This is a genomic window from Euzebya rosea (assembly GCF_003073135.1).
In the GTDB taxonomy this organism is placed as follows: domain Bacteria; phylum Actinomycetota; class Nitriliruptoria; order Euzebyales; family Euzebyaceae; genus Euzebya; species Euzebya rosea.
In genome coordinates, this window is the sequence record NZ_PGDQ01000004.1 from 1 (window position 1) to 21115 (window position 21115).

The following is a 21115-nucleotide window of genomic DNA, read 5'->3' on the forward strand; positions in this document are numbered from 1 at the left end:
CAACTTCGACAACTACCGCATCCGCCTACTGCTGCACTGCGGCGTGGACTGGCAAGATGCCCCCGCTGCACGCATCAGGCGACGCCGACCCCCCGCAGCGGCGTAGACCCGTGTTGTCGGTGGCCCAGTCGTGGGGTCGGGATCGGCCCAGGTCGACCAGCCACAGGTAGAGGTCCACTGCGGGTCGCACATCGATCCCGGCCTCGCTTCCGACGGTGACCGCGGTGGCCGGCATGTCGAGCCCGGCGGAGTCGAGGTCACCAAAATAGTCGACCTCGGTCACGCCGGGGTGCAGTTGGGGTATCGACGGCAGCATGGAGCGGAAGCGGTTGCCGTCGCCGAACCCGATCGCCCGGTAGCGGCAGGGCCGTCCCGCCACGGCACGGACGGCCGAGTGATAGGTCGCCTTGTTCTCGATGACCAGCACGCGGCTGCCGTGACCGGTGGTGGTGGTGACCATCGGCAGCGGCTCGACATCGTAGGCGAGGAGCGTCTCGTCGAGCCGGCCGGGTGCCCAGATGGTGTGACCGCCCACCCTGCGGTCGATGGCCTTCTCGTCGCCGAAGACCTCAAGGGCGCGTTCGGTCGCTGCGATCGGTCGGAGGTCGGGGTCGGCCTTCAGCCAGGTGTTGACAGCGGTCAGTGTCGCACGGCTGGTCGGGCCCGGCCTGCCGCTGCTGAAGACGGTGGGGATCCATCGGAGCGAGGGGTGCCAGTTGATGGCGTACCAGTCGGTGGGGTCGGTCGGCGGGATGGGTTCGGGCAGGTCGAGCCGCGTGATCCGGGTGGGCAGGGGTGGGTTGGCGCGACTGTCGGTTCGTAGGGATCGGCGCAGCAGTCCTTGGCCCTCGAGGGTTTGGAGGCTGTCAGCGATGGTGGTGTCGACGGTCCCGTGTCCGATCCGGTCGGGGAAGGCGAGGGTGTAGGCCTCGTACAGCCGGGCGAGTGGGACGGTCCTGGTGGAGGAGACGGCCCGGATGGCGTCCCACAGCCGGCTGGCGTCATCGGGGCGTGGCATCGGAGCTGCCTACGTTTGTGGTGGCCCGTTGGTAGGCGGTGAAGGCATCGACTTGGGGCAGTGTTCTGCCGGTGGAGACGACGGTGAGGTGACGGTCGTTCGTGGCGCGGTTGAGTTGCTTCTTCATGTGGGTCCAACGGTGGAGGTGGGCGACGGCGTTGGGGTCGGCGATGCCGGTGCAGTAGATGAGCTGCACCTCCAACGCGTCGGCCATGCGTCGTTGCAGGTCCACCAGTGTGGTCTGGTTGGCCTGACCGAACGGGTTGTCGAGCCACAACGCCCCCGGGCCACGTCCAGTCGATGCGGTCCGTTCGCTGCGGATCCTGGACAGGACGCAGTACAGCAGGATCGCTGCGGTGAGCTTCTGTCCTTCCGACCCGCTGAACTCTTCGATCTGGTTGTACACGCAGTCCAGCTCGCTGTTTGGTTTCAGCATCTTCACCCGTAGGCCTGTCGGGCCGAGGGCCAGTTGCAGGATTCGGACCAGGAGATGCTCCAGCCGGTCGGGGGCGGCGTCGGTGGACAAGAGCTCATCCAGGACCCGCCGGGTGGGTGCGGCGAGGTCCTTCTTGGCCTCACGGTCGTAGTTGACGAGGATGAACTTCTTGCCAGTCCAGTCGCCAAGGTCGCCGTGCATCGTCGACATCCGCGACATGCGGTCCAGCAGCGACAGTACGGAGCCGGCTGCCCCGGCGATCTCCGCGACCATGTGGTCGCGTTCGGTGTCGAACGATTCGAGTTCCACGGTGAGCGCAGCGATCCTCTTGTCGACCTCGTCGGCCACGCGGAGGACGTCGGCGTGACTGACGTTGACGGCCAACCGCATCTGTTCGGCCAGCCTCTGCGGGAACCCGTCGTGGTCGGCGAGCACGGCTAGCACCGCTTCCCTCGCCTCGTGAGCCTGTTCGCGGGCAGCGGTCACCGCCTCCGAGGTGGCACCGAGCTGGCGACGGGCACCGGCCGCGGCGGTCTTGGCCGCGGCCGCATCGCCGGGGAACGGACCGGTGTCGGGCAGCGGCTCTGGGACGTCCAGCCCCCGATCAGCAAGGGTGTTGGTCAGCGTGGTGGCACCCGTGCGGAACACAGTTGCCCGCTGGGTGCAGTCGCGGGCCTTGCCATCGGCGATATCGCGCTGCTCCTGAGCGGAGCGTGCCGCTGCTGCCGCATCGGTGCTGAGCCGTTCTGCGGTGGTCACAACCTGCGCGGCGTCCTGTTCTGAGGTCGGGATGGGCAGGTGGTACTGCTCGGACGGCCTCTCGCCGTGGGGGAGGGCAGCGAGGTCGCGTTCGGCGTTTGCCATGGCCGTGGCGGCTTCACCGGACCGGTGCTGGGCGACCCTGCGGCGCTCGGTGGCATCAGCGATCCGCCGCTGACGCATGAACGCGTCATGGGCGTCGGTGGTGTCGGCCAGCTCCTCGGCATGGGCACGGGTCGCCTTGGTGAGCGGCGCCAGCCGCGTGGTCGCCTGCCCGACGCGTGTCTCCGCTGTCTGGAGTTCCTCCCGGAGGCCGTCGGTCGGGCTGACCTCCTTGACCTTGTCACGCAGCCGTTGGATGTCGACGTACAGCCGTTCGAGGGGGACGAGGTCCGCCGGGTCGACTCGGGCTGCGTCGCCGTCGGGATCGAGTGAATGGCTGACCGCTTCGGTGAGGAGCCGCTCTGCGCTGGTGACCCATGCAGCGGCCTTGGCGCGGAGGTCGGACGCGGTGCCTTCCAGGGCGTCTCGTCGCCGGGTCAGGTCGGGCCGGGCCGATCGGATGTCGGCCAGCCGGGTGTCGCTGTCGTCGATGGTGGTGCGCCAGGTCCGTGCACGTCCGGCCCGTTCGGCCAGCGGGATCAGCCATTCGAGCTCGGTGGTGGCCTGCCGGGCGGTCGTATCGAGGATGTCGATGGACGTGCTGACCGACGCCAGCTCCTCCTGCGCCGTGTCGATCCGGCCGTCCAGGTCCCGCATCGTCGCGCGGTGCCGCCCGATCACCTCGGCGGCGTCGCGTTCGCTGTCGGCTGCGGCGGCGCGTTCGGCCCCAAGACCGGTGAGCCCCTCCAACGCCAGGTGCAACGACGACCAGTTCTTGGCCGCCGAGCGGGTCCGTTCGGCGTCGTCGGCGTCGGCGCGGATCTGCTCGTCGAGTTCGGCCTTGCGTGCTGTGGCGGCGTCGGGATCGTACCGGTGCGGTTCGGGGAGCAGCACGGCATCCACGCCGTTGTGGTCGTGCGGCGCATCGGGTTGGGTGATGACGATTGCCCGGTCGACGGTCACGCCGGCCAACTTGGCGGCGGCGTCCGTCGGGGTGGTGCCCGTGACGACGATGCCGTTGGCCATGCCCGGACGCCGGGTGGCCAACCGGGTGCGGTCAACGGCATCGGAGTCGGCGATGTGTTCCCATCCGGCGTGGGCTGACACGCGTTGCCGGCGCAGCGACGCGACGGCCGCTTCGACATCGGCGTCGACCTCGACCAGGCCGTCGAGACGGGCACGTTCGCTGCGCAGGCGAGACAGCCGGTCGTCGATGTCGGCCAGCCGGTCGCGGGCCTCCGACTCCCTGTGGGAGGTCATGGCCAGGACTGCGTCGAGGTCGCCCAGGACGCTTCCGGTGTCGGTGATGTCAGCAAAGCCGGCGCGTGCCGCGACCTGTGCGACGGCTTTGTCGACCGTCGCGATGCGTTGGCGGGCCAAGGCATGTGTCGACTGGGCCGAGGTCAACAGGCCATTGGCCTTGGCGTGCCGGCTGCGCAGTTCGGTCAGGCCGATCCCCATGCCGCTGTGGACCTCGCGCAACCGGGCGGACTCGGTTTCGGCGTCGGCGCGTTCGACACGTCGGGCATCGGTGGCGCCGACCACGTCCCGGTCGTGAAGGTCCCCGGCGGCGATCCGGGCATCGATGTCGGCGTTGAGCGCGTCAAGCGCATCGCGTGCCGCAGTGAGGTTGGCAACGATCGTTGCCTCCTGTGCTGCCAGTCCTTCCAGTTCGGCCTCGACGGCATTGCGGCCTTCGATGGCCGTGGCCGCGTCTTGCCTGGCGGTGGCGGCCCGGCCGCGGTAGTCGGCGTCCAGGTGAGCGATGGTCCCCAGGGCAACGGCGATCCGGCGGTCGAGGGCCTGCTGGTAGGGCGCCGCCGTGGTGTGGGCGTCATCGATCTCGGTCCGGATCCTCTCGCGGTCCTGACGGGCTGCACGGAGTTCGATGACGTCCTCCACGGCGTTCCATGCGTCGGCGCCCCGTTCGGCCTCCTCCGCCGTCTGCGCGGCGTCGCGGGCGGCCTGTGTCACCCGTTGGACCCGGTAGTCCTGCTGGGTGCGTCGTGCCCACTGGTACCGCTTGTTCCACGCTGCCCGTGCCGTTTCGGCTGCTGCACGACGTGATTCGGCGGCCTGGCGGTCGTTGCCATGGCCAACAGCAAGGTCATCCAGTGTGGCGGCTGACCTGGTCAGACGGCCGGCCAGTTCGACTGCGGCCCGCGCTGATTGATCACGGCGACCCAGGGCCTGGGACAGGTCGTCCAGCATGATCGCGGCGTTGGCCAACGGGTCGGACACGGCGGTGAACGCGTCCAGTTCCTGCCGTCGAGATGCGGTGTGCTGCGCCTTGTCGTGCAACGCCGCGATCGCTGCGACCGCGGCGTCGGACGCGGCGTCGGCGGTGAGTTCAAGCAGACGTTGGGTGAACGTCCACACGTTGCCGTTGTCCTTGAGCAACGACGCGGCGCCGGACTCCTGGGAGTTCATGTTCGCCTGCATCTCGATGAGGTCCGGGTCGATGTGCTCGCCACGCAACCAGGCCGCCCACCGGTCGGTGGTGGCCGGGTGGTCATACAGGTTGTTGTCGCCTTCGGCGGCGGTGCGGATCGCCGCCATGTAGTCGGCGGCCCCCAGGTAGGACCGTTCTCCGGCGCCGTGGGGGAGGGAGTCGAACGACAGGGTGGGGGTGCTGCGGAAGCCGTAGACACGCCGGTCGGGCAACACGTTGGGGCCCCGGCCGGTCATGACCAGGCCGGTCACCTTGGTCTGGAATGCGTCACCGTCCAAGGTAGGTGCAGTGAGCGGCACGGCCCATTCGCAGATCACGTGGGCGACGCTTCCTGCGGTCACGTAGTCGCCCATCCTGTGGCTGGACGTGCGTTTCGTTGCGATGAACCTGGACGGCCGCGGGTCAAGTGAGGCGAACACCCATGAGATCAACGTGGTCTTGCCGCCGCCGTTCTCCAACAGCAGGCCGGAGTGGCACGGCACCCCGCGTTCGTCGACGAAGGACAGCTCGACGGGGTCGAATCGGACCCCCGATGGGCCCGAGGGTCCGAGTCGGACCAGCAGGCAGCGGCGGAGGTACATCATGGTGTCGTGCTCCGGTCGGTTGGGCGGGTGGCGGACCGGAACAGAGACAGGGCGAGGCTGTCGCCCGCTTCCCGCAGTTGGACCCGGAACCTCGCGGTGGTCCGGTACTGGCCGGCCACGCCGGTCTCGCGGATCAGATGGTTGGCCGCCAGCAGGCCGATGGTCTGGTCGAGGTACCAGGCACGGGAGCCGAACTTCTTCTGTCCCCCCGATGCGGTCGGGTTGACCGGGTCCTTCTGCAACCACAGACGCCAGGCGGTCCGCAGGTGCTCCTCATCGACGTCCACACCGTCCCAGTCGCTTTCCAGCACTCGGCACTGGTCGGTGATGTGCGCCGACAGGGCGTCCCGGGTGAAGACCTCCTCCCGGTCGTCGTCGAGCCGGGCGGGCGAGGGATAGCAGTAGGTTGCCACCCCAAGCCAGGCCAGGCCGTACAGCAGCCGGTCGCCCGCTCCGCGGCTGTCACCGGTCAGATCGCCGACGCTGACGGTGAACGGCGAGTTCGGTTGGGGGGCCAGCACCAAACCGGACAGGTCGCTGACGTCGAGCACGTCCAGACCGAGGCCGTTGGCCATGACCTCGGTGAGGTCCCGGAAGCCGGCGTCGGTGCGGTACCGGGTGAGGAGCGCACGATGCTCGGGATGTCGGCCCGGGAGGTGGCGTGCGAGGGTGTGGCGTAGCAGGGTGGCCACGCCGGCGACGTCATCTCGGTCAAACATCGGTGTCGGTTCCTGGGGTGATGGTCAGGTCGGTTCCGTGGTGGGTCGGGCCCACGAAGTTGCCGTCGGCGACGATGCCGACGTCGATGGTTGGGGTGGCCCACTCCGCAAGGGTGAGCATGACAAGCAGGTCGGCAGCCTTGGGGTCGGCGGGGTCCAGGAGGGACGACAGGTTGGTCGGGCTGTCAAGCTCCGAGAGCCGGTGCAGTGCCGCGGTGATGTCGTTGGCGGAGAAGATGTGCCGTTCGGGTTCCTCGACGAGGTCGCGGGGGTCGGCATCGATCCGCTCGCCGGCTACGCGGGGTGCGGCGAGGAGACGATGCAGGGCGTCGCCGACGGTGACGACCGGAGGGGCCACGGGTGTTTGGACCTGGTGGCGCACCGCATCCACGGCGTCGGCCAGTTCGCCCGCCCCCATCAACAGTGCCTGGTGAAACGCGTCGGTGAAGTCGATCGCCGGTTCAACCACGACACCGAACCCCTGGTAGGCCTGGGCGTCCAGGAAGACCGCCTGGGCACCGATCACCTCGGTGAACAGGTGAAGGTGGATCCCACGGTAGGCACGGATCTGCTCGACAACAGCCACGAGGGCGGCGTGGCTGTCGGTCTCGCCCTTCTCGGCCTGTTCCACCATCAGGTTCTCCGAGATCTGGATCAGTTCCTCCTCGTCGGCGAGGCGGTCGTGGATGTGCTGGCGGGCCGTTTCGATGAGTGCGGGGATGCCGTGGGACCAGTCGGCGGCCGCAACGTTGCGCTTGGTCAGGTCGAGCTGGCCGGTGAGTTGCTTTGCGAACGCGGAGGCGACGGCGGCGTTCTGCTTGGCCGTTTCCTGGGCGGCGGAGAACCGGCCCTGGGACAGCTGGGCACGGATGACGGCGTCGTGGGCCACGGTGGCGTCGGCGAGGCTGTTGTCCAACGCGACGTACAGCATGTTGATCAGCGTCGTGTCGGCGGTGATGACCAGGTCGTCATCGACACGGGACTGCTGGCGACGCAGCAACGGCACGTCGAGGGACTCGAAGATGTAACCCTTGGCCGGGTTGGCATACCGGGCGCGGCGGTGCGTCCTGCCCTGGTCCTCCCCGAGCAGCCAGTCGACCACCATGCGTGCAACCGTCGTCCCACGGTCGTTGTCGTCGGTCATCAACAGCGCGGTGGAGGTGACGTGGTCGATGAGTTGGCCGAGATCCGCACCGCCGGCGTCGGTGAAGATGTGGTCGACACAGAACGTCACCGCGGCCTCGACACAGGCGAACACGTCGACGTCATTGGTGGCCTCAGTGGTGTGGCCCCTGCCTGTCGCGCCGGCGAGGTTGGTCAGCTTCGAGGTGCGCCACAGCCCCCGGATGCGTTCTGCGGACCGGGCACGGCTCGCCTGCAGCATCGCCTCAATGGCTGCCGGACCTGACGGTTCGGAGGGAGTCGACATGGGATGGGGTGCGTAGGTGAGCGCCTGGCATGAGGATGCCTGGTGGGTGTGACGCCGTGCTCGCGGAGGACCCGTGAGAGCCAGGCGGCGCGCCCGACCCCCAGACGGCACGTGCTGGCCACAGGCCCGACCCCCTCGTGTGCGAAACGGAACGCCGCAAGGTCACCGCTCTGGCTGGCGTGCCGACCACCATGCCCGGTGGGCCGTCTGGCAGGTCTCGTATGTCAGCGGATCCGCGCCGTCATAGCCCGGTCGTACCATCGCGGCCCCTGTGAAGTCTTGCCGGCTGGTGTAGTTGGTGGTGACGACCACGGTTGCGAGGTGTGCACCGACCGAGGCTGCCAGCCCGGGCTGGGAATCCTCCATGGCCAGTGCGGACCGCGACGTGATCCCGAGCCCCTCCAGGGCGCGGAGGTAGACCTCCGGGTGGGGTTTGAGGCGACGCACGTCGTCTCCGGTCACGGTCACTTCCACGGTGCCCGCGCCAAGGATGTGATCCACCAGTGGTTCAACCCATGCCCGTCGCCCCGTGGTCGCCACCGCGAGGCGGATCCCGGCTTCGGTGAGGGCGGTGACGAGTTCGGGGAGGCCGGGCCGGGGACCGATCTCGCCGGCGAGGACCGACTCCCGGAATATCCGGGTCTTCGTTGCATGCAGCTCAGCGGCCAACGCGTCCACGCGGTCGGCAGGGAAACCTCTGGTCCGCAGGTCCACGACGATTCGTTGACGGCCGCCCGGCGTCCTGAGGAGCCGGCCGTACTCGATCTCGTCCCAGCTGATGTCGATTCCGTGGACGGCGAACGCTGTGTTGAACGCCGGCCGATGCCCATCGCGTTCGGTGTCGGCCAGTGTGCCGTCGACGTCGAAGATGACGGCGTCGAACGGCCGGCCCATGTCCGACCCGGTCACCGGCTACTCCACCGTCGTGTGATCGAGCAGACGGCAGACCATTCCGGCCAGGTCCGCAACCACGTGCTCCGGGCCCGGGGTCACGGGGAGGGCCTCCTCGCTCGTCACACCGGACAGGACCAGCCCGAAGTCCAGGCCCAACGCGTGGGCGAGCAGCCCGTCGGTCTCGGGCCGGTCGCCCACACCGACGCCGGGGGCCGTTCCCCATCGTCGGCGGATCAGGTCCACGATCGGCTGGTGGGGCTTGCCGGCCACGACCGCAGGACGGCCGCCTGCGGCCTCGATCGCGGCGACGATGGCGCCGCAGCCCGGATCGAGTCTGCCGTCCGTGGCCGGGAACGTCGTGTCGTCGTTGGTGGCGACGAGCCGGGCACCGTCCCGGATTGCATGTCCGGCGGCCCGCAGGGTTTCGTAGTCGAAGTGGCGGGAGAGGCCGACGAGGACGGTGTCGCAGGGCCCGGACGTCGGTACCGCGCCCGCCTTGGCGGCGGCGTCGGCGATCCCGTGCTCGCCGATGACCATCACCCGTTCTCCGGGGCGTAGGAGGGAGGCGGCGGCCTCTGAGGAGGTGACGATGTTGCCTTGTGATCGGATGCCGAGGTGCGCCAGCCGGGCGGTGACCTGCTCGGGGGTCCTGGTGGAGTTGTTGGTGGCGAACACCACGGTTGCGCCGGCCCGCTGCAGCCGGTCGATGGCGTCACGGCTGCCGTCCACCTCCTTGCTGCCACGCCACACGACGCCGTCGAGGTCCAAGACCCAGAGCTGGCCGGCCAGAGTCTGGTCGATGGGGTCCGTCATCGGTCAGGACGGCTCGAAGACGCGGCTGGCGAGGATGTCGGAGGGTTCTATGGTGACCAGGTCGTCCAGGCCGAGCTTGCCGCCGGCGGTGACGAGGCGGTTCGCGTGACGGAGCCGGATGCGGTCGAGGGCGTTGCGGACCGATCGGGCGTTGGCGAACTGGGGTTGGTCCACGCGCCGCTGGAGGTAGTCGGTGAAGGCCTGTCGTGCATCGTCGTTGAAGCGGTAGTTCTGGTCGGCCAGCATGATGTCGGCGATGGCGGCCAGCTCCTGGACGGTGTAGTCGGGGAAGGTGAGGTGGTGGCCGATCCGGGAGCGGAAGCCGGGGCTTGCCTGGAAGAACGCGTCCATCTTGTCGGCGTAGCCGGCGAGGATGACGACGAGGTCGTCGCGGTGGTCCTCCATGGTCTGCAACAGGATCTCCACGGCCTCCTGGCCGTAGTCGCGCTCGTTCTCGGGCCGGTACAGGTAGTAGGCCTCGTCGATGAACAGCACGCCGCCCATGGCACGTTTGATGGCGTCTTTGGTCTTGGGGGCGGTGTGGCCGATGTACTGCCCGACCAGGTCGTCGCGGGTGACGGTGACGACCTGGCCCTCACGGACGTAGCCGAGCCGGTGAAGTATCTGGGCCATGCGGACCGCGACGGTGGTCTTGCCGGTGCCGGGGCTTCCGGTGAAGCTCATGTGGAGTGTGGGTGGTCGTGACGTCAGCCCGGCGTCCTGCCGCGCCTGGTCGACCAGTAGGAGCGCGGCGATCTCGCGGACTCGGGTCTTGATCTCCGCCAGCCCGACAAGGTCCCGGTCGAGGTCGTCGAACACCTCCTGCAAGCCGGAGTCGGCCATGGCGGCGGCCAGGTCGACCGGTGGCCGGTCGTCGCGATGCCCGACGGTTGTGTCCTGCGGGTCGGTGGCGGTGGTGTCGGCGGTCACGGGCCGTCGGTGCCGTAGCGGCGTCCGGGCGGGTCGTCGGTGGCGTAGGCGGTGGAGGTGTAGCGGATGCGGCGGCCGTCGATCTCCTGGCGGTGGAGGCGGAAGCCGGGTTCGTCGTCGGGCCGGTTGACGATGAACGACAGGCGGGTGGTCTCCCATCCCTCGGAGCTGTCGAACCCGACGATGCGGATGTAATCGGTGGGGTGCACGGCACGGCACTCGGTGAGTTCCATCAGGACACCGGCGGGGTCGCGGAGGTCGAACATCGGCTGTTGCCACATCTCCCAGTAGGTGTTGCGGGGGTGCGGGTCGTCGGTGTGCTCGATCCCGACGGCCCAGCCGTGGTCCAAGCAGTACTTCACCTGGCTGGCGATCTGGTCGTCGGTGAGGTCGGGGAGGAAGGAGAACGTGCCTTGGGTGAGTCGCATGGTGGTGACCTGTGGCTAGGAGGGGGTCGGGGTCGGGACGAAGTCGGGGGTGTCGGTGGAGGTGTAGTCGAAGGTGATGTCCTTCCAGGTGTCCAGCGCGGCTTCCAGCGGCCGGCAGGTCTTGGCGGCCTCCCGGAGGATCTGTGGGCCTTCGGCCAGGTAGTCCCTGCCCTCGTTGCGGGCCATGATCATGGTCTCCAGGGCCACGCGGTTGGCGGTCGCGCCGGCTCGGATGCCCATGGGGTGGCCGATGGTGCCGCCGCCGAACTGCAACACGACGTCCTCGCCGAGGTAGTGCAGCAGCTGGTGCATCTGCCCGGCGTGGATCCCGCCGGAGGCGACGGGCATGACCTTGTTGAGCGACGCCCAGTCCTGGTCGAAGAAGATGCCCCGTTCGAGGTTGACGGGGTTGTGGGTCTCCCGGAGCACGTCGTAGAACCCGCCGACCATGTTGGGGTCGCCCTCGAGCTTGCCGACGACGGTGCCGGCGTGGATGTGGTCCACCCCGATCATCCGCATCCACTTGCTGATGACGCGGAAGCTGACCCCGTGGGTCTTCTGGCGGGTGTAGGTGGAGTGCCCGGCCCGGTGCAGGTGCAAGATCATGTCGTTGGCGCGGGCCCACTTCGAGATCGACTGGGCGGCGGTGTAGCCGATGACCAGGTCGATCATGATGATGACCGACCCGAGGTCCTTGGCGAACTCGGCCCGCTCGTACATGTCCTCCATGGTGGCGGCGGTCACGTTGAGGTAGTGGCCCTTGACCTCCCCGGTGCGGGCGGAGGCGTTGTTGACGGCCTCCATCACGTACAGGAACCGGTCGCGCCAGTGCATGAACGGCTGGGAGTTGATGTTCTCGTCGTCCTTGACGAAGTCCAGGCCGCCGCACAGCGCCTCGTACACGACGCGGCCGTAGTTCTTGCCCGACAGGCCGAGCTTGGGCTTGGTGGTGGCGCCGAGCAGTGGTCGGCCGAACTTGTCCAGCCGTTCGCGTTCGACCACGATCCCGGTCGGCGGCCCGGTGAACGTCTTCATGTACGCGACGGGGATGCGCATGTCTTCCAGGCGCAGTGCCTTGACGGCTTTGAACCCGAACACGTTGCCGATGATCGAGGCGGTAAGGTTGGTGATCGAGCCCTGCTCGAACAGGTCGATGTCGTAGGCGATGTAGGCGAAGTACTGGTCGGGGCTGCCGGGCACCGGGTCCAGCCGGTAGGCCTTGGCCCGATACCGCTCGCAGTCGGTCAGCCGGTCGGTCCACACCACCGTCCAGGTGGCGGTCGATGACTCACCCGCGACCGCCGCGGCGGCCTCGCCGGGGTCGACCCCCGGCTGGGGGGTGATCCGGAAGACCGCCAGCACGTCGGTGTCGGCCGGTTCGTAGTCGGGGTCCCAGTAGCCCATCTGCTTGTAGGGGATGACCCCGGCGTCGTAGCGCCGGGTGTCGGGTTGGGTGGTGGTCATGCCGGCAGTGTGGGTCGCACCCCCACATCAACTCAACATCTAAACGCTAACACTTTCACATGACTGATAAACTCTGATTTATGTGATGGCATTTGGGGGGCGCGGTTGCAGGCGGTCGTCGGGTCAGGGCCGTCGGAACGGGGTGGAGGCGTCGTCGGTGAGGAGGTCGGTGATGAACAGCTCCGCCGTGGGAGGGGCGTCGGCGTGGGTGACGGCGTGCCAGGGCCGGTCCAGTGGCGTGACGTCGGTGGGGAGTTCCACGAGCGTCCCATCGGCGAGCTCGCGTTCGACGGCGGAACGGGACAGCAGTGTCACCCCCAACCCGGCGACCGCTCCGGCGACGACGGCCCCGTTGGACCCCAGGGTGAGCGTGGTCGGGTCGAGCTCGTGGGTCTCCAGCAGCCCCTCGAGTGTGGCTCTGGTCCCCGAGCCGGCTTCTCGAAGCAGGAACGTCATCGCGGCCAGGTCCACGAGTGTCCGCGGATTGGTCGGGGCCACCGACGGGGCGGCGACGAGGACCAGGGCGTTTGGGGCCACCGCCCGGACCCGCAGCGACGTGCCGGCCGGGGGCCGCCCCGCAAGGGCGACGTCGGCGGCGCGTCGGTCCATCATCGCCCAGACCTCGTCGCGGGTCCCGACGTCAAGGGAGACCTCGACCTCGGGGTGACGGGCGTGGAACATGGCCAGGGATCGGGCGAGCACGTGCTCGCTGGCGGTGGTGACCGCGACGACGCGGACGAGGCCGGCCTCGGGTCTGGCGTGGTCGGTGGCGGCACGCGTTGCCTGGTCGAGGATCCCGAGCGCCAGCCGGGTCCGTTCGGCGAACTGGCGGCCGGCTGCGGTCAGTCGTAGCCCGCGCCCGTCTGGTTCGACCAGGGCAACGCCGAGCTCGTCCTGCAGGTTTCGCAGGGCGGCGGAGACGGCTGGCTGGGTGACGAAGAGCCGTTCGGCGGTGGCGCGTGCCGAGCCGGTGTCGGCCAGTGCGACGAAGACGCGGAGTTGGTTCAGGGTCACCGGCACACCCTATGCACGACCGGGGTGTGGGCCACGGGTTTGTCGGCCGGGAACGGCGCCGGTCAGTAGCCGCTGCCGGTCAGGTACTGGCTCATCGCTTCGGTGGCGACCTCCATCGGGCCGGCGGTCATTCGAAGCTCCGCAGCAGGTGGTGGAGGAGGATCAGCTGGGTCAGCGCCAGAGGCTCGCTGGTGAAGTCGCTGCCGATCCGGCCCAGGCTGTCGGGTAGTGGTTCGTCCCTGCCCAGGTCCTCCCACACGAGCTTCTTCAGCGCGCGGGTGTCCTCCGGCGGGGCATGGCCGTGGATGTGCAGCGCGTCGACGGGCCGGCCGTCGTCGTCACGCATGAGCTTGAGGTGCATGGCCGGTTCGCCGGCCGCGTCGCCCGGCGACTGCATCCTGCCGAAGTCGGGGTGGGGGATGGTCGGGCGGAGCAGCAGGGTGGCTGACAGAGGCGTGCCAGGCGGGTCGTCACGCCCCTCGATCGGAGCGAAGGTGACGACGATGTCGGCGTGGCTGCGCTGCGGGCGGATGTAGGCCTCGGACTCCGGTTCCCGTCGTCTGAGGGCGTCCAGGACCTGGTCCTCGGTGTAGCCGCGCTGGGTGGTGTCGCGATGGACCTTCCAGCCCTTGCGAATGTCTTCGGGGGGCGAGAGGTACACGGAGACGTCGAAGCAAGCGCGGGACAGCCGCGTGTGCAGGGGCAGGAGGCCCTCCACGATGACGATCTCCTTGGGCTCGACCAGTTCGGGACGGACCAGCTCGCCGGTGGCGTGGTCGTAGACGGGTTTGAGGATGGGTTGGCCGATCGCCAGCAGCTGCAGGTGCTGCTCCATGACCTGGACGTAGTTGCAGTCGGGGTGGAGCGGGGTGATGGTCATCCCCTTGCGCTCGGCACGGTCGTAGCGGTGGTAGTCGTCCACGCAGATGACCGTCGCCCGGTCCTCGCCGATGGCTTCCACCAGCCCGCGTGACAGTGTCGTCTTGCCCGCGGCGCTGTCACCGGCGATCGCGAGCAGTCGTGGGCGGGCCTGCCCGTTGGTGGACGCTTGACGGATCCTGACCGCCTTGTCAGGCATGGGCTACTCCTGTCGTGGTGGGCGAGGGGGTCGGGTCGGCCGTTCGTGCGGCTGCTCGGGCGGCCACGACGGCTCGGGCGGCGGCCACCACGGCGTCCTCGGTGAGGCCGAGACGCTGTTGGACCTCCGGGCCGGGGGCTGACAGTCCGAACCGGTCCAGTGCGAGGACCGCCCCGGCATCGCCGACGATCCGGTCCCAGCCCTCACGGACCCCGGCTTCGATGGCGACCCGTGGCACGCCCGGTGGCAGCAGCCGGTCGTGTCGATGGCCGGGCTGGCGGAGGAACTGCTCCCGCCAGGGCATCGACACGACACGGGCGGCCAACGGGTCGGGGTCGGCGGCCAACCGTGCGGCGGCTTCGATGGCCAGTGCGACCTCCGAACCGGTGGCGATCAGGACGACGTCGGGCCGGGTGGCGCTGTCGTGGACGGTCCAGGCGCCGTCCTGGCCCACCGCGCCGCGGGGTGCAGCGTCGAGCACCGGCAGGTCCTGCCTGGTGAGGAACAACGCGGTCGGTCCGTCGGTGCGGTTCAGCGCCACCTCCCAGGCGGCGGCGGTCTCGTTGGCGTCGGCCGGCCGCAGCACTGCCAGGTCCGGGATGAGCCGCAGGGCGGTGAGCTGTTCGACGGGCTGATGTGTGGGTCCGTCCTCGCCAACGGCGATGGAGTCGTGGGTGAACACGTGGATGACGGGCTGGCCCATCAGCGCCGACAGCCGGATCGCGGGGCGGGCGTAGTCGGAGAACACCGCGAAGGTGGCGCCGTAGGGTCGCAGGCCGCCGTGGAGCGCGATGCCGTTGCAGGCCGCGGCCATGGCGTGCTCGCGGACACCGAAGTGGAGTCGGCGGCCACGGTGGTCCTCGCGGGTGACGTCGGTGGTGTCGGACGTCCCGGTCTTGGTGGATGCGGCAAGGTCCGCGGATCCGCCGACCAGCTCGGGCATCACCGCCGAGGTGGCCCTGAGCACCGCACCGAACGCGCTGCGCGTCGCCATCCGTGTGCCGGGTTCGAACGTCGGAACCGCGTCGGTGAGCCCGTCGGGCAGCGACCCGCTCATCGTTCGCCGCCACTGTGAGGCTGCGGAGGGGTTCCGGGTGCCCCATGCCGCATGGCGGGCCTCCCAGTCCTGCCGGCGGCGCCGTCCGGCCGCGACGAGCCGGTCGCGAACACCGATCAGCGGTGCGGGGACGTGGAACGACTGGTCGGGGTCGCCGCCGAGCCGTTGCTTGGCCCGTGCCAGCTGGTCGGCCCCGAGCGGGGCCCCATGGGCTGCGGGGGTGCCCTCCACGTCGGGAGCGCCGTAGCCGATCGTCGTGCGGATCCGGATCAGGCTGGGCCGGTCCGGCTCGGCGACCGCAGCCTGGACGGCGGCATGGATCGCTTCGGTGTCGTTGCCGTCCTCCACGGTGGCGACGTGCCAGCCGTAGGCGGCGAACCGCGTGTCGGTGTCGTCGCTGCACGCGATGTCGGTGCGCCCGTCGATGGTGATCTCGTTGTCGTCGTACAACACGATGAGCCGTCCAAGGCCCAGATGTCCGGCCAGGGACGCCGCCTCGTGGCTGATGCCCTCCATCAGGTCGCCGTCGGAGGCGAGCACGAACGTGCGGTGGTCAACGACGGTGCCGTCCTCGTCGTTGTACGTGGCCGCCAGGAGCCGTTCGGCCAGCGCCATGCCGACCGCGGTGGCGATGCCCTGTCCGAGCGGGCCGGTGGTCATCTCCACACCCGGTGTGAGGCCGTGCTCGGGGTGGCCAGGCGTGCGGGAATCGATCTGGCGGAACCTGCGCAGCTCGTCCAGCGGCAGGTCGAACCCGCAGAGGTGAAGCAGGCCGTACAGCAGCGCCGAGCCGTGTCCTGCGGACAGCACGAACCGATCCCGGTCCGGCCAGTCGGGCTCGGCGGGGTCAAACCGAAGCGTCCTGGACCACAACACCCAGGCGGCCGGGGCCATGCCCATTGGCAGACCGGGGTGGCCGCTGCTGGCGGCCTCCACGGCATCTGCGGCCAGCAGTCGCAGCGTCCGGATGGCCAGCGTGTCCTGCTGGGCCGAGCCGGTCTTGGCTGGCACGGCGGTCGTCGGGGCAGTCATCTGGGGGCCAATCGATCGGTTTCGTGGGAGGGGCGGGTGGACGGTATGGACGTCCGGCCGCTGCCGGCATCCCCCTGTGGTGGGGAACGGCGGGTGAGGTTGGTCAGTCCCATCGCCGCCAGCCGGGCGCGGGCTGCACCGACCGTTGGAGATGGGGGAGTTCGTCGCGGACCGCGGCGCGGAGCAGGTCCAGGTCGGCCGCCGCGAGGGCTGACAGGCCCGCGGTGCCCGCGGGAACGGCGACGGCCAGCGACCACGCACCGACGATCAGGGGGATGAGCTCATCGACGCCGATCTGGTCGGTCGGTCCGGGTTCCACCGACAACAGGCACTTCTGGAGGCGTCGGCGTTCCCTGACGGTGAACGTCAGGGGGTCACGCAGGACGACCCAGCCGCCACCGGTCAGCGGCACGCGTTGGCCGGCCAACAGGACATCGCGGACCGACAGGATTCCCACAACCCGTCCGTCCTCGGTGACCACGAGGTGACGGATCCTGTGGTCGCCCATCTCCGCCGCCGCCTCATAGACCTCCCAATCGGGCCCGACGGTCACCACCGGCGAGGTCATCCGCTGCTGAACCGGGGTGGTGTCGGGGTCCTCGGATGCAGCGACGGAACGCAGCAGGTCGCGTTCGGTGAGGATGCCGACCAGGGCGCCGTCGTCGAGCACGACAACCGATCCGACCCCGGCGGCGTCCATCCGCTTCGCGGCATCGCGGAGCGTGTCGGTCGGCTCGGCGGTCACCACGTCGCCGGTGGCCAGCTCCCCGACCGTCATCGGGCCGGCTCCAGTCCGGCTGTGGCGTACCTGACCCGGCCGGTCACCCGGTCCATGTCGGCGATGACCGGAACGGCCAGGGCCCGATGGGCCTCGCACGGCCCGGCGGCATGGCCCAGGAACTCCTCCTCGAAGCAGTCGATGAGGCTGTCCACCAACGCCGACACGCCTTTGGGAAGCCCGCAGCGGCTGCCGCCGGTCACGCTGCGGGACCGGTCGGCCAATGCTCCGATCACGTCGGCCTGCCCGGTTCCGGCTTCGAGCCGTTCGACGGTCTCGGCGATACGGATCGTGCCCTGCCCGCAGGCGGGGCACTGCCCGCACGAACCGTCGCGCAGGAACGCGGTGAACACCGCCGCGGCCTCCACCATGCACGTGGAGGTGTCGTAGACGACGAACCCGCCCGACCCCAGGCCCGACCCGGCGGCCGACATCGCCTCGAACGACAACGGCACGTCGAGCCGGTCGGCGGTGAGCACCCCGCTGGACGCGCCGGGGAACACCGCCTTGACCCGACGTCCCGACCGGGTGCCACCCGCACACCGGTCGATCAACGTCCGCAGCGGCGTGCCCAGCGGCAGTTCGTACACGCCTGGCCTGTTGACGTCGCCGCACACCGTGAACAGCATGCTGCCAGGACTGTCGGGGGTCCCGAGGGACCGGAACGCCTCGACGCCGTCGGCCAGGATGCGGGTCACGTTGGCCAGCGTCTCGGCGTTGTTGACCACCGTCGGGTTGGGTGAGCCGGGCTTGGCGAACAGGCCGACCTGGTAGGGCGGCAGGATCCGGGGCAGCGCCGGCCGGCCCTCGATGACCTCAAGCATCGCCTTCTCCTCACCGAACAGGTACTCGTCGGGGCCGACAGCGACCCGCACGGCCGCCCCGTCCAGCAGACCTGCAGCCGACATCTCCGCGATCGCTGCCTCGACACGATCGCGTTCGGTGACGAACCGCTCCTTGAGGGCGATGTAGGCCACGTCGGCGGTGACGGCGTGGGCCGCGATAACCAGACCCTCGATGACGGCGTACGGGGCGGTCCGCAGCAACCAGCGGTCCTTGAACGTGCCTGGTTCGCCCTCTGCGGCGTTGCACACCACATAGCGGGTCTGGCACAGGCTGTCGGCCACGCTGGCCCACTTGCGTGCCGTCGGGAACCAGGCACCACCTCGGCCGCGCAGTCCGGCGTCGGACAGCATGCCGATCACCTCCGTCGGGTGCCGTGCCGTCGCTGCGGCAACGCCGCGCCCACCGCCGGCCGCCAGGTAAGCGGCGAGGTCGTCGGTGGCACAGGGAACCAACGGCCCCTCGAAACGCTCTGTCTGCATCGACTTGTCCGTTCGGGCTGGGTGACTGGGGCCGGTCCGACGCTAGGAGCCGGCCGACGTCGGGCCATCCCCCCCAGGGGTGGCATGCAGGGTGGGTCTGACCCCGCGCCCACCCGATCTCCACCCTCGGGGGGAGCACAGCTCACGGACCCGCGGTCGAGCATGCCGGGCACGGCCCCTCTGACCCGAAGGAACGACCGATGACGACCCTGCCGGCCACCACCACCGACGACGGACCCGACCTGGGACGGTTGGAACGCCAGCTGCGCAGCATGGACGGGGTGATCCCTCCGCTGCGCGACGCCCGGCAGGTCCGCGAGATCGCGCAACGGCTGGTGGCGCCCGGGAAGGGCATCCTGGCCGCCGACGAGAGCGATGGGACCGCCGACAAGCGCCTGGCTGCGGTGGGGGCCGCCACCGGACCCGCCGGCCGACGGGCCTACCGTCAGGTGCTGTTGGGCACCGCCGATCTCGGCGCCCACATCAGCGGTGTGATCCTGTACGACGAGACGATCAGGCAGACCGCCGATGACGGGACCCCGTTCCCCTCGTTTCTGTCAGCAGCAGGGGTCCTGCCTGGCATCAAGGTCGACACCGGCATCGTGCCACTGGCCCGCCAACCCGGCGAAACGGTGACCAAGGGGCTTGACGGACTTCGTACCCGACTGGCCAACTACACCGCCCTGGGTGCACGCTTCGCGAAGTGGCGAGCCACCAGCAGCCGACGAGTCGGTGGGATGTCGACGAGGAGGTTCAGGTTCGAGCCGGCCACGGCGCTGTCTGCGGCGACCGACCCGAAGACGCGGACGTCCCTGGCGTCGTACCGGTCGGCGATCGCCAGCACCTCGGCAGCTCGCTCCTGCACGTCCCCGAGCGTCGGCACGACGACGCGGCCCGGCGTCGGCGCGACGGGCGGGGCGGCGACATCGGTAAGGTCCAACACGTCGTCGCCGTCACCCGGCTCGCACCCTCGGCGGCGGCAGTCGAGGGCGTCCCGCCAGCAACTGGCAGGGCGGCGCGGTCGCGGAGGTGGCGTGTGGCGTAGTGGGGCCGGAGCTGGACCTGGAACGGCGCGAGGTGCTGGTAGATCCCGACCGCCCCGCCTTCGGGGAGGCTGCGGATCGCGTGGGTGGCCATGAGCGGCTTGGGGGCCGGGTGGCCGCCGGTCGTCGGGCCGTTCGGGCGGTGTGTGCCGGCCGAGCGGGTCGCTCGTGGAGGAGAGGGCGTCGAGGTCGCGCGTGCATCGCAGGACGAGGATGTACCCATCGCCCTCATGCCGGCGTGGTTGTTGACGATGGTGGCCGCGCGGGGGCCGTAGCGGGTGCGGATCTGGGCGAGGTCCTGCCAGATGGTGACCAGTGTGATCCCGAGGCCCATGGCGGTGGAGGCGAGCTCGTCCAGGTCGGGTAGCGGCGCGATGTTGGCGGCTTCGTCCAGCACGATGAGCAGGGGCCGGTCGAAGGTGCCGCTGTGCTACTCGGCCCGCCGGTTGGCGGCGGTGATCGCCTGGTGGAGCAGCCCGACGAACAGCGGCCGCAGCCGCTTCTGGTCCTCGCGTGGCGCGCACAGGTACAGGGTGTTGTCGCCGTCGAGAAGCCGGTCGGGGTCGATGCCGGAGGTGACGGCGGAGGCGGCGACGGTGGGGTCCTCGTAGGCGGCGAGGACGGTCTCGGCCGTGGTGTAGATCGAGGACTTCTGGTTGTCCGCCCTCCCGGTGGAGGCCGCAAAGGCGTTGATGGCCTCGGGCACGCCGGCTGCCGCGAGGAGGGTATGGACGTGCCGTTCCTCCTGGGTGTTGAGCCAGGCGACGACGGTGGCGATCGGCAGGTCGTTGGCGGCGGCGGCGAGCAACAGCGGGGCGAGGAGCTTGGCTGCCGAGGCGTACCAGAAGTCTCCGTCGGTCAGCCCGCCGGCGGTGCCGGTCGCCTTGACCGTCGCTGACATCGCGTGTGCGGTCCGGACGGCACCCATCCAACTGGCACACGCGGCGAGCGGTGACCAGCTGGTGGCGGGCAGCCCGGTGGCGCCGGTCGGGTCGTACAACTGGACGCCGCCGCGGCTGGCGCGCCAGCCGGCGGTGTCGCGGACCAGGTCGGTCTTGACGGAGGTCGCGATGACCGGCCCGTCCCATTCGAGGATCGCGGGGATGGCAAGGCCGGTGGTCTTGCCCGGCGGGATGGGCCGAGGACGAGGATCGACCGGGACGGCTCGGCGGCCAGCAGCCCACCGCGCGGGTGCCCGTGGCCGAGGGTCAGCCGGTTTCCGACCAGTTGCCGCACCCGCAGCGGCGCGAGGTCACGCCGGGTCGCCCAGGCCGCGTCCTCTGGCCTTCGGTTCCGCCGTTCGCGCCAGCGCACCCAGAGAGGACTGACCCGATCGTGGTCGGGACGAGCAGCAGGCCGAGCAGCGGGCCGTAGAAGACGATCGGGCCGGGCAGCCGGACGCGGTCGACCTCCGGCCATGCGGCCGCGGGGTCGGCGGAGTTGGCGAGCAGCTGCACGGCCACGCTGGCGGCACCGGCGGGGCTGGTGTCCAGCTGGCCGGCGGTGAGGAGCCAGCCGGTCAACCACACGAGCAGGCCGACGGTGGCCCAGGCGGCGATGAGGACGAGGACGACCAGCTCGAACGGGCTGAACGTCGCCGGCCGGTCAGCCGGCGGGCGCGGGTGCCTGGTTCATCGGATCCCGGTCACCTCCCCCCGTGGGGGGCCTGGGTGGGCCCCATGGGCACCGCCGGTCCGATCTCCTCCCGCAGGTCAGCCCCAGGGGGGAGGCATCGCGACGCACTTCGGGAGGACGATTGC

General features: G+C 69.9%; 15 protein-coding genes and 2 pseudogenes. 1 reads left to right on the plus strand and 16 read right to left on the minus strand.

Going from position 1 to position 21115, the window contains the following annotated elements; translation table 11 throughout:
• Positions 1–25: 25 nt before the first annotated feature.
• The 14 genes from CUC05_RS05050 to CUC05_RS05115 all read right to left on the minus strand — a co-directional run bounded on the left by CUC05_RS05050 (position 26) and on the right by CUC05_RS05115 (position 18312).
• Positions 26–1018 carry a Wadjet anti-phage system protein JetD domain-containing protein gene (locus CUC05_RS05050; protein ID WP_108665010.1) on the minus strand — a complete coding sequence of 331 codons (993 nt, stop codon included), beginning with the start codon at positions 1016–1018 and terminating at the stop codon, positions 26–28.
• On the minus strand, positions 1002–5351 hold the full coding sequence (locus tag CUC05_RS05055) for a hypothetical protein (RefSeq protein ID WP_157965219.1): 4350 nt from the start codon (positions 5349–5351) through the stop codon (positions 1002–1004). The genes CUC05_RS05050 and CUC05_RS05055 overlap by 17 nt, the downstream gene beginning before the upstream one ends.
• The gene (locus CUC05_RS05060; RefSeq protein ID WP_157965220.1) at positions 5348–6070 is read right to left on the minus strand and encodes a hypothetical protein; all 723 of its coding nucleotides are present in this window, start codon (positions 6068–6070) and stop codon (positions 5348–5350) included. The genes CUC05_RS05055 and CUC05_RS05060 overlap by 4 nt, the downstream gene beginning before the upstream one ends.
• Positions 6063–7454, minus strand: coding sequence for a hypothetical protein (locus CUC05_RS05065; protein ID WP_108665013.1), 1392 nt, complete (start codon positions 7452–7454; stop codon positions 6063–6065). The genes CUC05_RS05060 and CUC05_RS05065 overlap by 8 nt, the downstream gene beginning before the upstream one ends.
• Positions 7455–7661: 207 nt before the next feature.
• Positions 7662–8408: an HAD-IA family hydrolase gene (locus CUC05_RS05070; protein ID WP_205712136.1), complete on the minus strand. Its 747-nt coding sequence runs from the start codon at positions 8406–8408 to the stop codon at positions 7662–7664.
• 3 nt (positions 8409–8411) lie between these two features.
• The gene (locus CUC05_RS05075) at positions 8412–9206 is read right to left on the minus strand and encodes an HAD-IIA family hydrolase (protein WP_108665014.1); all 795 of its coding nucleotides are present in this window, start codon (positions 9204–9206) and stop codon (positions 8412–8414) included.
• Positions 9207–9209: 3 nt separating this feature from the next.
• A complete protein-coding gene (gene cbbX, locus CUC05_RS05080) occupies positions 9210–10136 on the minus strand; it encodes a CbbX protein (RefSeq protein ID WP_170127922.1) in 927 nt (308 codons plus the stop codon).
• Positions 10133–10564 (minus strand): ribulose bisphosphate carboxylase small subunit, encoded by a 432-nt coding sequence (locus tag CUC05_RS05085; RefSeq protein ID WP_108665015.1) that lies wholly within the window; start codon positions 10562–10564, stop codon positions 10133–10135. The genes cbbX and CUC05_RS05085 overlap by 4 nt, the downstream gene beginning before the upstream one ends.
• 15 nt (positions 10565–10579) lie before the next feature.
• Positions 10580–12028 carry a ribulose-bisphosphate carboxylase large subunit gene (locus tag CUC05_RS05090; RefSeq protein ID WP_108665016.1) on the minus strand — a complete coding sequence of 483 codons (1449 nt, stop codon included), beginning with the start codon at positions 12026–12028 and terminating at the stop codon, positions 10580–10582.
• A 123-nt stretch (positions 12029–12151) separates the two neighbouring features.
• On the minus strand, positions 12152–13042 hold the full coding sequence (locus CUC05_RS05095; protein ID WP_108665385.1) for a LysR family transcriptional regulator: 891 nt from the start codon (positions 13040–13042) through the stop codon (positions 12152–12154).
• A 127-nt stretch (positions 13043–13169) separates the two neighbouring features.
• The gene (locus CUC05_RS05100) at positions 13170–14120 is read right to left on the minus strand and encodes a phosphoribulokinase (RefSeq protein WP_108665017.1); all 951 of its coding nucleotides are present in this window, start codon (positions 14118–14120) and stop codon (positions 13170–13172) included.
• A complete protein-coding gene (tkt, locus tag CUC05_RS05105) occupies positions 14113–16209 on the minus strand; it encodes a transketolase (RefSeq protein WP_108665018.1) in 2097 nt (698 codons plus the stop codon). Before tkt ends, CUC05_RS05100 begins: the two co-directional genes overlap by 8 nt.
• A gap of 103 nt (positions 16210–16312) precedes the next feature.
• The gene (locus tag CUC05_RS05110) at positions 16313–16987 is read right to left on the minus strand and encodes a CBS domain-containing protein (RefSeq protein ID WP_108665019.1); all 675 of its coding nucleotides are present in this window, start codon (positions 16985–16987) and stop codon (positions 16313–16315) included.
• The gene (locus CUC05_RS05115) at positions 16984–18312 is read right to left on the minus strand and encodes an NADH-ubiquinone oxidoreductase-F iron-sulfur binding region domain-containing protein (RefSeq protein ID WP_108665020.1); all 1329 of its coding nucleotides are present in this window, start codon (positions 18310–18312) and stop codon (positions 16984–16986) included. The genes CUC05_RS05110 and CUC05_RS05115 overlap by 4 nt, the downstream gene beginning before the upstream one ends.
• 272 nt (positions 18313–18584) lie before the next feature.
• On the opposite strand from CUC05_RS05115, the pseudogene CUC05_RS26065 reads away from it, so the two are divergent.
• Positions 18585–19025 (plus strand): annotated as a pseudogene (locus CUC05_RS26065) (class I fructose-bisphosphate aldolase); the annotation flags it as partial.
• A gap of 40 nt (positions 19026–19065) precedes the next feature.
• Here CUC05_RS26065 and CUC05_RS05130 read toward each other — a convergent pair.
• Together CUC05_RS05130 and CUC05_RS05135 are read right to left on the minus strand one after the other, a co-directional pair.
• Positions 19066–20490: pseudogene (locus CUC05_RS05130) on the minus strand (type IV secretory system conjugative DNA transfer family protein).
• A gap of 73 nt (positions 20491–20563) precedes the next feature.
• Entirely contained in the window at positions 20564–20878 is a 315-nt protein-coding gene (locus tag CUC05_RS05135; protein ID WP_157965221.1) for a hypothetical protein, read from the minus strand.
• Positions 20879–21115 lie beyond the last annotated feature (237 nt).

Coding starts and splice junctions, on each gene's coding strand:
- CUC05_RS05050 (WP_108665010.1), bottom strand. CDS start 1,018: ATGCCACGCCCCGATGACGCCAGCCGGCTGTGGGACGCCATCCGGGCC.
- CUC05_RS05055 (WP_157965219.1), bottom strand. CDS start 5,351: ATGATGTACCTCCGCCGCTGCCTGCTGGTCCGACTCGGACCCTCGGGC.
- CUC05_RS05060 (WP_157965220.1), bottom strand. CDS start 6,070: ATGTTTGACCGAGATGACGTCGCCGGCGTGGCCACCCTGCTACGCCAC.
- CUC05_RS05065 (WP_108665013.1), bottom strand. CDS start 7,454: ATGCTGCAGGCGAGCCGTGCCCGGTCCGCAGAACGCATCCGGGGGCTG.
- CUC05_RS05075 (WP_108665014.1), bottom strand. CDS start 9,206: ATGACGGACCCCATCGACCAGACTCTGGCCGGCCAGCTCTGGGTCTTG.
- CUC05_RS05085 (WP_108665015.1), bottom strand. CDS start 10,564: ATGCGACTCACCCAAGGCACGTTCTCCTTCCTCCCCGACCTCACCGAC.
- CUC05_RS05090 (WP_108665016.1), bottom strand. CDS start 12,028: ATGACCACCACCCAACCCGACACCCGGCGCTACGACGCCGGGGTCATC.
- CUC05_RS05100 (WP_108665017.1), bottom strand. CDS start 14,120: ATGCCTGACAAGGCGGTCAGGATCCGTCAAGCGTCCACCAACGGGCAG.
- tkt (WP_108665018.1), bottom strand. CDS start 16,209: ATGACTGCCCCGACGACCGCCGTGCCAGCCAAGACCGGCTCGGCCCAG.
- CUC05_RS05110 (WP_108665019.1), bottom strand. CDS start 16,987: ATGACGGTCGGGGAGCTGGCCACCGGCGACGTGGTGACCGCCGAGCCG.
- CUC05_RS05115 (WP_108665020.1), bottom strand. CDS start 18,312: ATGCAGACAGAGCGTTTCGAGGGGCCGTTGGTTCCCTGTGCCACCGAC.